Annotated in this window: 14 protein-coding genes; 7 read left to right on the top strand and 7 right to left on the bottom strand. The window is 53.8% G+C overall.

The genetic code is table 11. The annotated features are described in order from the left end of the window. Window positions 1-308 precede the first annotated feature (308 nt). The 4 genes from L0666_RS11545 (at window position 309) to L0666_RS11530 (ending at window position 3,050) form a co-directional block, all read left to right on the top strand. A complete protein-coding gene (locus tag L0666_RS11545; RefSeq protein ID WP_235261536.1) occupies window positions 309-998 on the top strand; it encodes an autoinducer binding domain-containing protein in 690 nt (229 codons plus the stop codon). Window positions 999-1,121: 123 nt separating this feature from the next. Next, the gene (locus tag L0666_RS11540) at window positions 1,122-1,502 is read left to right on the top strand and encodes a VOC family protein (protein WP_235261535.1); all 381 of its coding nucleotides are present in this window, start codon (window positions 1,122-1,124) and stop codon (window positions 1,500-1,502) included. A gap of 35 nt (window positions 1,503-1,537) precedes the next feature. Then, window positions 1,538-1,912, top strand: coding sequence for a nuclear transport factor 2 family protein (locus L0666_RS11535; RefSeq protein ID WP_235261534.1), 375 nt, complete (start codon window positions 1,538-1,540; stop codon window positions 1,910-1,912). Between the two features lie 40 nt (window positions 1,913-1,952). Continuing rightward, window positions 1,953-3,050, top strand: a complete 1,098-nt coding sequence (locus L0666_RS11530; protein WP_235261533.1) for an alpha/beta hydrolase family protein — start codon at window positions 1,953-1,955, stop codon at window positions 3,048-3,050. A 1,039-nt stretch (window positions 3,051-4,089) separates the two neighbouring features. Here L0666_RS11530 and L0666_RS11525 read toward each other — a convergent pair. Together L0666_RS11525 and L0666_RS11520 are read right to left on the bottom strand one after the other, a co-directional pair. Further along, window positions 4,090-4,974 carry an NAD-dependent epimerase/dehydratase family protein gene (locus L0666_RS11525; protein ID WP_235261532.1) on the bottom strand — a complete coding sequence of 295 codons (885 nt, stop codon included), beginning with the start codon at window positions 4,972-4,974 and terminating at the stop codon, window positions 4,090-4,092. A gap of 80 nt (window positions 4,975-5,054) precedes the next feature. Further along, entirely contained in the window at window positions 5,055-6,251 is a 1,197-nt protein-coding gene (locus L0666_RS11520) for an ROK family transcriptional regulator (protein WP_235261531.1), read from the bottom strand. A 174-nt stretch (window positions 6,252-6,425) separates the two neighbouring features. Here L0666_RS11520 and L0666_RS11515 point away from each other — a divergent pair, with 174 nt between their 5' ends. The 3 genes from L0666_RS11515 to L0666_RS11505 all read left to right on the top strand — a co-directional run bounded on the left by L0666_RS11515 (window position 6,426) and on the right by L0666_RS11505 (window position 9,442). After that, a complete protein-coding gene (locus tag L0666_RS11515) occupies window positions 6,426-7,445 on the top strand; it encodes a sugar ABC transporter substrate-binding protein (protein ID WP_235261527.1) in 1,020 nt (339 codons plus the stop codon). 120 nt (window positions 7,446-7,565) lie between these two features. Beyond that, window positions 7,566-8,651 carry an ABC transporter permease gene (locus L0666_RS11510; RefSeq protein WP_235261525.1) on the top strand — a complete coding sequence of 362 codons (1,086 nt, stop codon included), beginning with the start codon at window positions 7,566-7,568 and terminating at the stop codon, window positions 8,649-8,651. Next, a complete protein-coding gene (locus L0666_RS11505) occupies window positions 8,648-9,442 on the top strand; it encodes an ATP-binding cassette domain-containing protein (protein WP_235261520.1) in 795 nt (264 codons plus the stop codon). The genes L0666_RS11510 and L0666_RS11505 overlap by 4 nt, the downstream gene beginning before the upstream one ends. A 164-nt stretch (window positions 9,443-9,606) precedes the next feature. Here L0666_RS11505 and L0666_RS11500 read toward each other — a convergent pair whose 3' ends face one another. The 5 genes from L0666_RS11500 to L0666_RS11480 are packed head-to-tail and all read right to left on the bottom strand — an operon-like array spanning window position 9,607 to window position 14,779. Further along, window positions 9,607-10,725: a Gfo/Idh/MocA family protein gene (locus tag L0666_RS11500; protein WP_235261519.1), complete on the bottom strand. Its 1,119-nt coding sequence runs from the start codon at window positions 10,723-10,725 to the stop codon at window positions 9,607-9,609. 1 nt (window position 10,726) lies between these two features. Beyond that, on the bottom strand, window positions 10,727-11,782 hold the full coding sequence (locus L0666_RS11495; RefSeq protein ID WP_235261518.1) for a sugar phosphate isomerase/epimerase family protein: 1,056 nt from the start codon (window positions 11,780-11,782) through the stop codon (window positions 10,727-10,729). A 21-nt stretch (window positions 11,783-11,803) separates the two neighbouring features. Beyond that, window positions 11,804-12,925, bottom strand: coding sequence for a Gfo/Idh/MocA family protein (locus L0666_RS11490; protein ID WP_235261517.1), 1,122 nt, complete (start codon window positions 12,923-12,925; stop codon window positions 11,804-11,806). Next, a complete protein-coding gene (locus L0666_RS11485; protein ID WP_235261516.1) occupies window positions 12,918-13,682 on the bottom strand; it encodes a sugar phosphate isomerase/epimerase family protein in 765 nt (254 codons plus the stop codon). The genes L0666_RS11490 and L0666_RS11485 overlap by 8 nt, the downstream gene beginning before the upstream one ends. Before the next feature lie 17 nt (window positions 13,683-13,699). Continuing rightward, window positions 13,700-14,779, bottom strand: coding sequence for an ABC transporter ATP-binding protein (locus L0666_RS11480; RefSeq protein WP_235261513.1), 1,080 nt, complete (start codon window positions 14,777-14,779; stop codon window positions 13,700-13,702). Window position 14,780 lies beyond the last annotated feature (1 nt).

Below are 14,780 nucleotides of genomic sequence, written 5' to 3'. Positions count from 1 at the left end.
GAAAGCCACTACATATCTTAGCGGTAAAAGCGTTTTGAGGAACGGATTATACGTTTCTCGGTACGTCAGCCCAAGGCCGTACTGGCCAAAGTCGAGATGACGAGAGACAGCAATGTGCCGTCCGCGTAAGGCAAATTGGTGCGCAACGGTCTGATGCTGCGGTTCCTCTATGATACGCTGGGAACTGCAACCAAATTTCATTTCACTTTGCAGCGCGTGACGGCTTTGATAGCCTAATTCACACAATATTTCGGACAAACATAGATGCGGAGCTGAAACCTCCGAATTTAGGAAAGTTGCAGGTAAGCGTGACAGACGTCGACTTGAAATCGTGTACCGTTCAGGATGCAGTTCAGCGGATAGCGGATTTCTATCAGGTTGATTATGTGACCCTCCATCTCTTCCGTTCAGGCGAGGATGCACAGAACAAGCCCTATGTTCGTACCAACTACCCGGATGCATGGGTGAGCCATTATTTACTGAATGACTACGTGCGGATTGATCCTGTCTTACAAATGGCGGAGCGGATCGCGGGCCCTTTCTGCTGGTCCTCTATTGTACCTCAGGGTGCTCAAGTTGAGATGATGGATCAAACCATCAAATATGGTCTGGGCCAAACGGGTTTCAGCGTCCGGCATGTCGATGCCATTGGCCGCCGCAGTGTGCTGTCTTTTAATGCACATGATGCGAGAGGCGGCGACATTTGGGAGCCACATCTGGCAGAGATGCGAGATGGTCTTATTCATTTGGCGCATGAAATTCATCTCATGGCCTTGGCTGAGATATATGTGGACGGTGAGACGCTTCCCCAGCTTTCGCCGCGCGAGATCGAATGCCTAAAATGGACAGCTAAGGGTAAAGCTCATACCGAAATCGCGATTATACTCAAGCTGTCGGATCACACCGTGCGCGGTTATCTGAAAGATGCGCGGATGAAATTGGACTGCGTCACGCTTGCACAAGCCGTTTCTAAAGCCTCGACGCTTGGTTTGATCTAACAAGCCTTCCTTTTTTGCTGTCAACAGCCCCCCTCAATTGCGGGGATTTCTCGAAGAGTCGCCACGGCTTAGCTTTGATCCATTCCGCACAGGCGGGACGCATCGAAAGCTAAAGGAAATGACATGACACAGATGAATGCAGTTGGTTGGTTCGACATCTACGTTGACAAAATGGAACGCGCCGAAGGGTTTTATAAAACGGTCTTGGATGCTGAGCTTGAAGACATGAACGATCCGACTGGCGAGACCGAAATGAAGAGCTTTGTTGCGAATATGGGGGCTTACGGAGCGGCTGGCGCTTTGGTCAAGGCCCCTTATGCAAAGCCCGGGCCGGGTGGCACGCAGATCTACTTTTCCGTTGAAGATTGTGCCGTGCAGCAATCGCGTATCGAGGCGGCCGGTGGGCAGCTGATCCGCCCAAAGTTTTCCATTGGCGAGTTCGGTTACATCACGTTGGCGCAGGATACCGAAGGCAACATGATCGGCTTCAATTCTTTGAAGTAAGCACACACTAACAACGACTATACAAGGAAGTCACAATGACACAATTGGACGCTCTAAACACCGCAATCGAAACGTATTTCGAGGCAATTCACGAATGCAATGTCGAGAAGCTGGATAAAGTCTTTCATCCCCAATCCAGCCTTTTCGATGCAGATAATGGCGAGGTTTTCGTAGAACCGATTGACAGTTTTCGTGCGGATGTCGCGGGACGGAAATCGCCGCAAAGCGCTGGCCAAGATTTGGAGGCAGAAGTCTTACTCATCGATTTTCTGTCCCCGCTAAGCGCGACCGTGAAAATTCGTATCCGTGCACATCAGAACGTTTTCGTTGATCACTTGGGCTTCGTGAAGGGAAGCGCAGGTTGGAAAATCGTCTCTAAAATCTGGCATCTCGAACAGATCCTATCGTGATCCATCGCGTTGTAGAAACCAATCTGTGAAAGGAGTGGAAATGTCTATATTCATCAAATTCACAAAAGTGTCGTCGGCTCTCTGTGTGGCGGCCGCGGTGGGTTGGGGGAGCTATGAGATTTTGCGCCCCGCCTACGACGGGCCTGTTGGTATCGCGAAAGGCGAAGCCTATGCCCCGGTTCGTGACACGAACGTGTCCTTTGATATCTGGTACCCAGCTCTTCCCGGAGGGAAGGCTGTCACTGTCGGCGGAAACGGGGTCTTCTTTGGTACCCAAGCCGGACGCGGGGCACCTCGACGTGAAGGGGTATTCCCGTTGGTACTCATCTCACATGGGGCAGGGGGCAATGCCGGCCAGTTCGGTTGGATCGCGTCAGAGTTGGCGAACAATGGGTATGTCGTTGTGCTCCCGAACCATCCCGGCACGACCAGCGGCAATGCCAGTGCGCAAGCGGCTGTTCGGGTCTGGGAGCGTCCGCAGGATATCACAGCCATTCTCGATCACATGATCCGTCATGAGGATGAGTTTTCTTATGTCGACTTTGATAACATTGGCGTTGTCGGCTTTTCGGCGGGAGGTTACACAGCTTTGGCTTTGTCAGGTGCGCGGGTCGATCCGGACCGGTTACAGAGGTTCTGTGACGAGAGTGATCACGGGATGTCGGACTGCGCGTTTTTAAGTCACTTCGGGGTCGATCTCCATCAGCTGGACCTGTCGCCCGCAGCGCAGGAACTAAGGGACGAACGGGTTACAACGGGTGTCGTTGTTGATCCTGGGATCATCAGCACGATCACAGATGAAAGCCTGTCGACCATAGATATCCCACTCTTTGTCATCAATCTCGGGACCAATGAAAGCGTGCCGGAAGGTGTACATGCATTGGACGCAGCGGACCGTATGCCCAGCGCGGAGCATTTGTTCATACCCGATGCTACGCACTTTAGTTTCCTCGCGGAGTGCAAAGAGCGCGGAGCTGAAATCCTCGAGAAAGAGGGAGAGCTAGATCCGTTGTGCATGGATGCCGATGGCCGAAGTCGAGGGGAGCTTCACAATGAATTGGCCCAACGGATAAACTCCTACCTCGACTTGCATACTGGAGATTCGGCTTTGCATGCTGCTTCCGCAGAAACTGAATGACTAGCCGTAAGGCAGCTTTGGGCCTTAAGCGGCAATGGGATCCTCGCAAACCTACAGTGACGCGGCGAACGGCGGATTAGAGCCTACTTTGCAGTTTTTCTGCGATGGCGCGAACGTCCGCTTCGCTAGCGCGCAAACTTCGTCCAAAATAGTTGGCAGACAGACAAGGTTGCTAAGCCGACAAGAGCAATGGCGCTGTAGGATGCACAATAGCTTGCGAGTGGACTGATAGACGAGAGCAACTCCAAGACGTTAGAATAAACTATGTGGTCGGGGGGAGGAACAAGCCACCAGAGTACATTGGCGAGATATGTGCCGCTCACAAGAGTGCTTAGATGAAAGACCCAAAAAAGCGCATTGGTAGCCATCGAGAAACGCATGACGTCAAAACGACTTTGTAACCAAGTCATTCCAGCAAATATCATCATTGTGAACGCTAGATTGACCGGGATGCGAATATGGCCGAGGGTATAGAACGCTTGGAGGCTCGTCGGTCCGTGGCCGTGCAAATTTACGGCTAGCGCATGGGTTTGAAACATCGCCGCCGTCACAAACATAATGTGTATCAAAGCTGTGACTGCAAACAATGCCGCCGGAGGGCGCCCGCGTATTTGCAGCCAGATTGGTAGGAGTACCAAGCAGAACAAGAAAAAGGGGGTAAGAGGCATGTGACGCTCGCTCTGCTACCTAATTTCTGCACGGAACTAAAGCAGCCATTCGGATTTTGAAAGTCGATGACCACTTCGTCCCGCATGGCTGACATCCAGCCAGCCTCAAATGCTGCGTCCCGAACGAACGGCACCTTTCGGGAAGGTGGCCTAATGAATTTTGCTAAGCTCGGTTGGCTGCGTTAGGTCGGATCTTCTAGCTTCTGTGAAAAGCCGAGAAGGTTGCTGAGTGTACTGACCCGCTGTTGATGGGGGGTAGAATCCTCATGTGGTTAGAAATTTTGTATGGGCCCCAAAGTTAAAATCGTCAGAGCTCGAGATGTCATTCAGCCTCTCAATGATCGTACCACAGAAGGTCCGACAGGTACGAACTAATCTAGAGCATCCCGCCATGAGTGCTTTGCTTGAAAGCCCACCATTTTCTTGGCTTTTCTATTGGAAAAGAAAGTATCATGGTCGCCCATCTCCTCGCGGACCTCGACACCCTGATAGAACCGCTCGATGATCCGATCCGAAGTGATGCTGACCGACGAATCGTCGTTTGAGACGTTGAACACCTCGTAGCCCAAACCGTCCGTTTTAAGGCAGCAATCGACCATATGCCCCAGATCACGGGCATCAATATAGGCAAATATATTGCGGCGGCGAAGGGCTGGATCTTCTATGAAGGCTGGGAACATCTCGATGTACTCGTCCGGCTCAATCACGTTGTTAATCCTCAACCCGTAGACGTCGGCGCCAGTGCGCGCCTGAAAGGAACGGGCCGTCATTTCGTTGCAGACCTTCGACATGGCATAGCTGTCATGGGGTACGGTTGGATGACTTTCATCAATAGGAACGAAATCCGGTTTTAGCTCTCCGTCCGCAAAGCAGATGGCGTATGTTGTCTCAGAGCTTGCAAAAATCACCTTGGGCACGCCCATCTTCACGGCGGCCTCGATCACGTTATAGGTGGTCAAGGTGTTCTGGCGAAAGCACTCGCCATCTGTACCGATCATAACGCGAGGGATGGCGGCAAAATGAACAACCGCATCGTAGGTGGGAACCCCGGTGCCAGCGTCGAGTTCTTCGAATGCGACGAACTGGGACATGGCTCCGATGACTTGCCCCGCATCGCACAGATCAATCAACAACTCCGGACAGTCGAGGCCGGAAGGAGTTTGGTCTACATTCACAACATGATGGCCTTGCGCCATTAGGTGCTTGATCGCCCATTTGCCCGCCTTGCCGCTGCCGCCTGTAAAGAAAACCCGCATCTTACCCTCCTAATTAGACTTATAAGTGTTGTTCTGATTGGGCCCTGATATATGGCCGTTTTATCGTCATGATCGACTTATCAAACCGTCATGCCAACGCTTGCCTGCATCATAAATTGCGCTCCGATGGGTCGCGTAGCCGCACCAATTGCACGGGCTTTGCCACCGATGCTACCACCTTCAATCCGAGGTTGGATTAGGCCACGAGTGTCTTGGGTCACGACATAGCGGCGGACACGGCTTACTAGGTCATCACGGACGCTGGCGGGGAAGGCTCCGTCTATCAGGATCGCTTCGAAGTCGATGACCGAGCATGTAGACAGCGCGGCCTTTGCCAGTTCTTGAGCTGTTTGTCCGAGCCATGGGTCAACATAGCGTGACAAGTTGTGCCAGCTATCGGGATCAGACCAAAGCTGTTGTGGGTCGAGGTCAACTTCACGCAGGCGCAATTCCAACTGGTGGATCGACGCCATATCTACCAACTGCATACTTTCGCCGTGGGAGCCTATGCTAGGCAGCGATCCAAGTGCGCCTGCGTTTCCTTGGCGTCCCTCAAAGACCGAATTGTTTAGAACAATTCCACCACCAATGAATGCTCCAATGAAGAAGTAGGCATAGTCTCGAAATTCTTTGCCGCGACCGTAAGTGTGTTCGGCCTGACATGCAGCAGTCGCGTCGTTTAGCAGATGCACAGGAAGTTTCGTTCGCGATTGCGCCTCTGACTTTAGATCGATGCCCTCCCAAGGCGCGAATGCAGCAGACATGTCTACAGACGTGTCAGGCCAGTTCCACATCTCGAAAGGGGCCGCGATCCCGATGCCACAAATACGCTCTGCGTGATCGCAGGGCATGCTGTCTATTATGTTACGGACGCCGTCTTCAAGGAATTGAAAAATGTCGGCGGGAACGGGAACGGGGTAGGTCAACTGACGTTCTTCACGCAGTCTGCCATTCAAGTCGATCAGTACCAGATCGGTGGACCTGCGACCGATCTTGAGGCCAAACGAAAACACACCATCCGACGCTAACCTCATCGGAATTGATGGCTTTCCGACTTTGCCGCGCACCGGGTCACCGCGTTCAAGAATTCCTTCACCCTCGAGACGTCTAAGGATGCTTGAAACTGTCGGTGGAGATAGTGCCGCCAGCTTAGATAAATCGCTTCCTGGCATTGGGCCGTTTCGCTGCAGCAGAGACAGCAAGAGCCGTTCGTTATGGTCTCGAACGCCCTTCTGACTTAGGCCAGTGCTGATTGATCTGATGAGTCCGTCGTCCATGCGCTGTATCATAGCAGCCATATAAAGTAGGTAAACCAATTAATAAGAAAAGTTAACTAACTAATTGACAGGCGATTGAGAATCACGTCACTTAGGGTCAAGCGACGGGGAAGATGCCGGTCGCGTAAACGTCGGGGTGGAGGCTCTGACCTATCAATTGTCTGGGAGGACACCATGAAAAAGTTGCTCATCGGCACTGCTCTTGCCGCTATTACATCTGCTGGTTCCGCTATGGCTGACGGCCATGCTGTTACTGCTTGTTTGATCACCAAAACCGACACCAACCCGTTCTTCGTTAAGATGCGCGAAGGCGCTGAAGCCGCCGCCGCTGAAGCTGGCATCACGCTTCGTTCCTTTGCGGGACAAGTAGATGGTGACCATGAAACACAGGTTGCAGCGATCGAGACATGCATTCTGGACGGCGCGTCCGGTATCTTGCTGACGGCGTCTGACACATCATCAATCGTTGGAGCCGTGACGCAAGCCCGCGACGCAGGTCTTTTGGTCATCGCCCTTGATACGCCACTTGATCCTATTGATGCGGCGGACGCGACATTCGCAACTGATAACTTCTTAGCCGGTGAATTGATCGGGCAGTGGGCTGCTGCACAGCTTGGCGACGATGCAGCGTCTGCACGTATTGCGATGCTTGACCTTGCCGTGTCCCAGCCAACTGTCGGGGTTCTGCGTGACCAAGGGTTCCTGCAAGGTTTCGGTATTGATCTTGGCGACCCCAACAAGTGGGGCGACGAAGATGATGCGCGCATCGTGGGCAACGATGTCACCGCTGGCAACGAAGAAGGCGGGCGTACTGCGATGGAAAACCTCCTCGCTGTCGACCCTGAAATCAACGTAGTCTACACAATCAACGAACCTGCTGCTGCGGGTGCTTACGAAGCTTTGCGGTCCATCGGCCGTGAAAACGACGTGTTGATCGTATCCGTCGATGGGGGCTGCCCAGGTGTTCAGAACATCGCTGACGGAGTGATTGGCGCAACATCACAACAGTACCCGCTGCGCATGGCGTCCCTCGGCATCGAAGCGATTGCTGCTTATGCCGCTGATGGCACGCTGCCCGAAAATACCCCCGGCAAGGATTTCTTTGACACAGGTGTCGCCTTGGTCACTGATCAGCCAGCCGACGGTGTTGAGAGCATTTCTGTCGCCGAAGGCACTGAGCTTTGCTGGGGCTAACCCAAACCTCCCGCATCTAATCGTAGATGCAACTCAAGGGGCGGGTGTTTTCCCGCCCCTATTTTCCAAAGTGGGATATGATCCTGCATGATATCCATTTTACGACAAGGGGATCGAGCAATGTCTGGCAACGCCGACGATTTTGAAGCCGCCATCAAACCATCCGCAGCAGACACAGTGGCTTCGTTTACGGAACGCAAAGGCTTTCTGGCGAGGTTGCAACATGCCTTGCATGTGAACCCAGCACTTGTGCCGTTGTTCGTTCTTTTGGTCTCAATCATTTTATTCGCGCTCTTGTTGGGATCGAGGTTCCTCTCCCCATTTGCGCTGACGCTGATCCTTCAGCAGGTGCAGATCGTTGGTATCGTCGCCGCAGCCCAAAGTCTTGTGATCCTGACCGCAGGTATCGACCTAAGCGTTGGGGCGATTGCAGTGCTGTCCAGCGTCATCATGGGCCAATTCACATTCCGTTATGGTATTCCTGTTGAAGTCGCCGTTGCCCTTGGTCTTGCGTTTGGGACACTCATTGGGTCGATCAATGGGTGGTTGGTTGCAGTAATGAAGCTGCCACCTTTCATCGTAACGCTCGGTATGTGGCAAATCGTTCTGGCTGCAAACTTCTTGTATTCCGCCAACGAAACTATCCGCAGCCAAGACATTGAACAAAACGCGCCCTTGCTTCAGTTCCTTGGTTCGACCTTCAAAATAGGCACAGATGCGGATGGACGCGGTGGTGCGACGTTCACCTTTGGTGTCGTTGCGATGGTCCTTATCTTTGCATTCCTTGCCTATGCCCTCAAACATACCGCGTGGGGGCGACACATCTACGCCGTGGGCGATGACCCAGACGCTGCTCAGCTTTCAGGTGTAAACGTAAAGCGCACCCTGATTTCGGTCTATGCTGTCACAGGTTTTATCTGTGCCATTGCGGGATGGGCACTGATTGGACGGATCGGTTCTGTTAGCCCTACATCAGGGCAACTCCTGAATATCGAAAGCATTACGGCCGTGGTGATCGGCGGCATCTCGTTGTTCGGTGGCCGTGGGTCAATCATGGGGCCGCTATTCGGTGCTCTTATTGTTGGTGTGTTCACCTTGGGTCTTCGCCTTGCCGGCGCGGACGCGCAGTGGACATTCCTTCTTATCGGCGCGCTCATCATTGGTGCTGTCGCAGTAGATCAGTGGATCAGAAAGGTCTCAGCATGACATTGATGGAAAATATCGCGAACGGGTCGATTGAGCCCATCCTCAAAGGTCGTGGATTGGTTAAGCGTTATGGCAAGGTAACAGCACTCGATCACTGTGATTTTGATCTCTATCCCGGTGAAATCTTGGCAGTGATCGGGGACAACGGTGCGGGTAAGTCTTCATTGATCAAAGCTGTTTCCGGGGCTGTGATCCCGGATGAAGGGGAAGTGTTCTTAGAGGGGCAGCAGGTGAATTTCACGTCACCCATTGATGCCCGAAAAGAGGGGATCGAAACGGTTTACCAAACCCTCGCCATGTCGCCTGCTCTGTCAATCGCCGACAACATGTTCATGGGGCGCGAAATCCGTAAACCCGGCTTTCGCGGAAAATGGCTTCGGCAGTTGGATCGACCTAAGATGGAACAGGTCGCCCGTGACAAGCTTTCAGAACTTGGCCTTATGACAATCCAGAACATCAACCAAGCAGTTGAAACGCTATCGGGTGGTCAACGTCAGGGTGTTGCGGTCGCACGTGCTGCGGCATTCGGGTCTAAAGTCATTATCTTGGATGAACCTACAGCGGCCCTTGGTGTCAAGGAATCCCGCCGTGTATTGGAACTGATCCTTGATGTCCGCTCACGCGGTATCCCGATCATCCTAATCAGCCACAACATGCCGCACGTGTTCGAGGTAGCAGATCGCATCCACGTTCACCGCCTCGGCAAACGGCTGTGTGTAATCGATCCGAAAGACTACACCATGTCGGACGCCGTAGCGTTTATGACAGGGGCGAAGGAAGCGCCAACCTAGCTTCGAGTAAGCTTTGTTCACTTAATACGTTTTCCAAATCTGGTCATTCGAGCGGGCGCAACGAAAACTCACTCTGCCCGCATGCTGGCCCTTGTTCCACATCTCGCTGGGAATCCGGTTTGGGTCTGAAATGCTTGACGCTTGGGGGCGACGATTTCGATGGGCTACTTTATGTCGATCACAGACGCGCCATCGCGTGAAGATCGTTGGCAGGCATCTACGAAACGAACACCATCCAAACCGTCTTGGATACCAATCGTGGTGTCCGTTGTACTAGATGATTTGATGACATCCGCGGCTTCGCGATAGAGGGTTGCGAAGGCTTCCAGATAGCCTTCTGGATGACCGGCTGGAATCCGCGTTGCACTGGCTGCTGCATGGTTCGCTGCACCGCCCCCGCGGGTTATCATTTGGGATGCTTTGCCGGTTTCCGAAAACCAAAGGACGTTCGGGTTTTCTTGGGCCCACCTCAGCGAACCCTTACTGCCATAGACTGCCAAGGTAAGGTTGTTCTCGTTACCAATCGCGACTTGGCTGGCCCAGATATGGCCGCGTGCGCCTGCGTCAAACTGCAAGGTGATCCGCGCATCATCGTCCACCAACCGCCCAGAAACATGGGAGCTTAGGGTTGCGCTTAGTGATGCCGCGCGCATTCCCGTGACAAAACAAGCAAGGTTGTAAGCGTGGGTGCCTATGTCACCGATTGCTCCTCCGCCTGACTGGGCCGGGTCGGCGCGCCATTTGGCCTGCTTGTTATCCTCGGCGGGTGCATCGCTGAGCCAGTCTTGTAGGTAGTTCGCCTCAACGATCCTTAACTCGCCAAGTGCGCCTTCAGCCACCATCTGACGCGCTTGCCGGATCATCGGGTAGCCTGTGTAGTTATGGGTGAGGAAAAAATGTCCGCTGGAGGCTTCTGCAGCCGCCTTAAGGCGTTCGGCCTGCGCGAGTGTTGCCGTCATCGGTTTGTCGCAGATGACAGAAATATCATGCGTAAGAAAAGCTTCCGCGATGGGGCCGTGCAGGTGATTGGGGGTGACGATAGATACGGCGTCGATCCCGTCTGGTCGGGCAGCCTCAGCCTTCGCCATCTCGTTGAAATCGGCGTATGAACGATCCGCCTCAATCCCGAGTTCAGCGGCAGAGGCATGGGCGCGGGCGGAGTCGGAGGAAAACGCCCCTGCGACCAGATCAAAACGGCCGTCCAGACGTGCCGCCATGCGGTGAACGCCGCCGATAAAGGCGCCCTTACCGCCGCCGACCATGCCAAGCTTTAGTGGTGCCATTCTAGAACCCCATCATTTTGCGCAGAGCTTCCGGATCGGATTTCCCGCCGGCAAAATCGTCAAACGCGCGTTCAGTTCTTCGAATAAGTTGATCGGCGATAAAAGGTGCGCCCTCAGCTGCACCTTGTTCTGGGTGCTTTAAGCAGCATTCCCATTCCAATACGGCCCAACCGTCAAATCCGTATTGGGTGAGCTTTGAGAAGATCCCTTTGAAATCGACCTGCCCATCACCCAACGAGCGGAACCGCCCTGCGCGATCAGTCCAATCGGCGTAGCCGGAATAGACCCCTTGGCGCCCTGTAGGGTTGAACTCTGCATCTTTGACGTGAAAGGCGCTGATGCGATCGTGGTAGATGTCTATAAAGGCGAGGTAATCCATTTGCTGGAGCAAGAAATGGCTGGGATCGTAGGTGATTTTGCAACGTGGATGATTGCCTAATGCATCGAGAAACCGCTCGAACGTCGTGCCGTCAAAGACGTCTTCGCCGGGGTGGATCTCAAAGCCGAAATCGACGCCCGCTTCGTCATAAATATCCAAGAGAGGCTTCCATCGGCGCGCCAATTCATCAAAGGCCTCTTCAATCAAACCAGCAGGGCGTTGCGGCCACGGATAAAGGTAAGGGAACGCCAGCGATCCAGAAAAACCGACCGCGCCCGTCAGCCCAAGGTTCTTTGATGCCTGTGCTACCTTGGTGACCTGATCCACGGCCCATGCCTGACGTTCTTCTGGTTTGCCGTGCAAATGCTCGGGTGCAAAGGCATCAAATGCGGTGTCATACGCAGGATGCACAGCAACCAGTTGGCTTTGCAGGTGGCAGGAAAGTTCGGTGATGGTGACGCCGTGTTGGGCGCAGGTGTCGATGATTTCATCGCAGTACACTTTGCTCGAGGCGGCTTTGTCCAAGTCAAAAACCCGCGCGTCCCACGATGGAATTTGTACGCCTTTGTATCCTAATCCCGCGGCCCATTCGACGATCGCGGGAAGGGAATTGAATGGCGCTTCGTCCCCTAGAAACTGGGCGAGAAACAGCGCGGGGCCTTTGATGGAACTGGTCATCTTACTCTCCGTATTATGGGGTCATGCCATCAGCGAGCGGGCCGCGTCTGGGCCAAGCACGTCTGGTCTATTGCAGGTGGTTGTCATCGTCATGACCAATCCGGTGTCGCCAGCCTCAAGAATCGCTGTCATGACCTCAACCACGTGAGTTGCGAAGTCATCGTTGCAGCGGTGAGGTCGGCCCTCTGAGATCGCCAATGCCATATCAGCTAGACCCGCGCCACGGTAGTTTGCTTGGGTTTCTTCAAAGTTGGGAACGTTGAATGGGTGGTCCCACGACTTTTCAACGGGTGGACCTTTGCGATCTGTCACGGTGAGTTCGCCGCCAAAGAAGTTTGGATCGGGCAGGTTCATCGTACCCTCTGAACCGTAAAGCTCCATGATCGGGTGGTTGCTTGCCCAAACGTCCCAGCTTGCCAAGAGCGTGATAATCGCGCCGTTTTCGAACGACAAAACGGAATGGATCGTGGTGGGGGTTTCGACAGGCACGGTTTCACCGTCGCGCGGGCCGTTTTGGATCGTGCGGGTGTCGCTGGCCATTCCCGTAAAGCTTGTGACCTTTTGAACGGGGCCGAGCAATTGCACCAAATTGCAAATGTAGTAGGGGCCAAGATCAAGGATCGGGCCACCGCCCTTTTGGAAGAAGAAATCGGGATTGGGATGCCAGTCTTCCATGCCGCTAGACATGACAACAGCTGCGCCTGACGTGACTTTGCCGATGGCACCCGCATCGATCAGATTGCGCGCCAGTTGGTGGCTGCCGCCCATGAATGTGTCCGGGGCAGACCCAATCCGAAGGTTGTTGGCCTTTGCAATGGCGCCGAGTTCTTGTGCCTCGGCCAACGTAAGGACGAAGGGTTTTTCGGAATAGACATGTTTGCCGGCCTGAAGGATGGCGCGGGATACGTCGACATGTGCCGCAGGAATTGTGAGGTTAATGATGAGATCAACATCATCCGCTGCAAGCAGCCCATCGACCGTTTCTGCGCGTACACCGAATTCAGCTGCACGGGCATTTGCATTGTCCATATTGATGTCAGCAACTGCGACGATGTCATAACCTTTAAAAATCGAGGCAAGTTGCAAGTAGGCCGTTGAGATATTGCCACATCCAATGATGCCCACGCCAAGTGAGTTAGTCATACGTGTTCTCCCACAGGGTCTTGAAAGCAGCTGCTGAGCGGGTTGCATAACCGACAGGATCGCTGGGTTTGTCATGTTCCAGCGCGTAAATTAGATCGTTTGATGCGTTGCGGCAGGCCTGCAAAAGGCCATCCCAATCCATCGTGCCTGTACCAAGGTCGGCCCAGCCGTCCTCATCCAGATTGGTGCCTTCGGCGGCGATGTCTTTAACGTGGATGGCGGACAGGCGATTGCCATAACGGTTGATGTATTCAATAGGGTCACGGCCGCCGCGGACAACCCAAGCCAGATCAGCCTCCCAAGAAATATCGGGCGCTGCTTCGAGCAAGATGTCCATCGGTATGCCGCCGTCCGCTAGTGCCACGAATTCGAAATCATGGTTGTGCCAGCCGAAAGCGATGCCGCGCTGGGCGTACTTCTGTCCTGCATCGTTCAGACGTCGCCCCAATGCTGCCCAACCTTCTGACGTGTCAGGACGGTCCTTTTCATCAAGATACGGCGCAAAGACGCGCGTGATGCCGAGAGTCGTGATAATGTCCATGGTGGCATCGAAATTCGCCTCGATGTCATCCAGCCCCATGTGGCCGGACGGCATGGAAATCCCGTTGGCGTCCATCGCCGCGCGGTAACCTGCAGGGTCACCGTAAACGCCGCCGTAACCTTCGACGTTTGTGATTCCCATAGCAGGCAGGTCCGACAGCAGTGCAATCTGATCGGCGCAATCACGCATGGAGTAAAGTTGGAGTGCAATTGTCATGTGTCTTCTTTCGAAAATTAGAGACGGATCTCAGTTGTCATGTCGAACAGATGCAGCCGTGCCGCATCGAACCCGATTGTTAGTGCATCGCCAGATTTCAAGCCCGATTGGCCGTCAGTCCGCACACGTACAGATTGGCCAGCGAAATTGACCCAGACCAACGTGTCAGACCCCATCGGCTCGACGATATCGATTTCAGCGGTACCAGTGTAGGTTGCGGTATGTGCCGCGTCGCCAGTCAGGATATGTTCGGGGCGAATGCCGAGCCACGCTGTGGTGTCGCTATGCGTTTCCGTCGCGAATTCATAACCGCCCACGTCGATGCTGAAACCCTCTGCGGTGAAGGTCGTACCTTCCAGCTGGCCGGTAAACAGGTTCATGGCTGGGGAGCCGATGAAGTCTGCGACATACTTGTTGCAAGGTTTTGCGTAGATCACTTCGGGCGTATCAAGTTGTTCGATCACACCGTTCTTCATGATTGAAATCCGATCGGCGAGCGTCATCGCTTCGACCTGATCGTGTGTCACGTAGATCATGGTGTTCTTGAGCTGTTGGTGCAGGCGTTTTAATTCAACCCGCAAATCGGTTCGCAGTTTGGCGTCGAGGTTGGAAAGAGGTTCATCAAACAAGAAGACATCTACGTCACGCACCAAGGCACGGCCAATCGCAACCCGTTGGCGTTGCCCACCCGATAGCGCGCCAGGTTTGCGATCTAGCAGGGCTTCGATTTGGAGAACCTTGGCGGCCTGATCGACACGTTTCGCGATCTCGGCCTTGGGCACTTTCGCATTTTTGAGCCCGAACGACAGGTTTCCTCGTACGGTCATCTGCGGGTACAGCGCGTAGGATTGGAACACCATGCCAATACCGCGTTCGGACGGTTCGACCCAAGTGACATTCTCGCCTTTGATAAATATCTGACCGTCAGACACGTCCAAAAGTCCTGCGATGCAATTCAACAACGTGGATTTTCCGCATCCAGACGAACCGAGCAATACGAGAAATTCGCCTTCGGCGATATCGAGGTTGAGCTGTTTGAGAACTTTGAAGGCCCCGAAGTTCAGGTCCAGATTTTTGATTTCTACAGAGTTTGCCATG

This window comes from Octadecabacter algicola, from assembly GCF_021532625.1.
Lineage (GTDB): Bacteria > Pseudomonadota > Alphaproteobacteria > Rhodobacterales > Rhodobacteraceae > Octadecabacter > Octadecabacter algicola.
The sequence above is the reverse complement of the archived record's forward strand: the minus strand, read 5'-3'. Positions and strand labels throughout refer to the sequence as shown.

Excerpts from the sequence above, each read along its gene's own strand:
- L0666_RS11540 (WP_235261535.1), top strand. The coding sequence starts at position 1,122 with ATGACACAGATGAATGCAGTTGGTTGGTTCGACATCTACGTTGACAAA.
- L0666_RS11500 (WP_235261519.1), bottom strand. The coding sequence starts at position 10,725 with ATGGCACCACTAAAGCTTGGCATGGTCGGCGGCGGTAAGGGCGCCTTT.
- L0666_RS11490 (WP_235261517.1), bottom strand. The coding sequence starts at position 12,925 with ATGACTAACTCACTTGGCGTGGGCATCATTGGATGTGGCAATATCTCA.
- L0666_RS11485 (WP_235261516.1), bottom strand. The coding sequence starts at position 13,682 with ATGACAATTGCACTCCAACTTTACTCCATGCGTGATTGCGCCGATCAG.
- L0666_RS11510 (WP_235261525.1), top strand. The coding sequence starts at position 7,566 with ATGTCTGGCAACGCCGACGATTTTGAAGCCGCCATCAAACCATCCGCA.
- L0666_RS11520 (WP_235261531.1), bottom strand. The coding sequence starts at position 6,251 with ATGGACGACGGACTCATCAGATCAATCAGCACTGGCCTAAGTCAGAAG.
- L0666_RS11495 (WP_235261518.1), bottom strand. The coding sequence starts at position 11,782 with ATGACCAGTTCCATCAAAGGCCCCGCGCTGTTTCTCGCCCAGTTTCTA.
- L0666_RS11530 (WP_235261533.1), top strand. The coding sequence starts at position 1,953 with ATGTCTATATTCATCAAATTCACAAAAGTGTCGTCGGCTCTCTGTGTG.
- L0666_RS11535 (WP_235261534.1), top strand. The coding sequence starts at position 1,538 with ATGACACAATTGGACGCTCTAAACACCGCAATCGAAACGTATTTCGAG.
- L0666_RS11480 (WP_235261513.1), bottom strand. The coding sequence starts at position 14,779 with ATGGCAAACTCTGTAGAAATCAAAAATCTGGACCTGAACTTCGGGGCC.
- L0666_RS11515 (WP_235261527.1), top strand. The coding sequence starts at position 6,426 with ATGAAAAAGTTGCTCATCGGCACTGCTCTTGCCGCTATTACATCTGCT.
- L0666_RS11505 (WP_235261520.1), top strand. The coding sequence starts at position 8,648 with ATGACATTGATGGAAAATATCGCGAACGGGTCGATTGAGCCCATCCTC.
- L0666_RS11525 (WP_235261532.1), bottom strand. The coding sequence starts at position 4,974 with ATGCGGGTTTTCTTTACAGGCGGCAGCGGCAAGGCGGGCAAATGGGCG.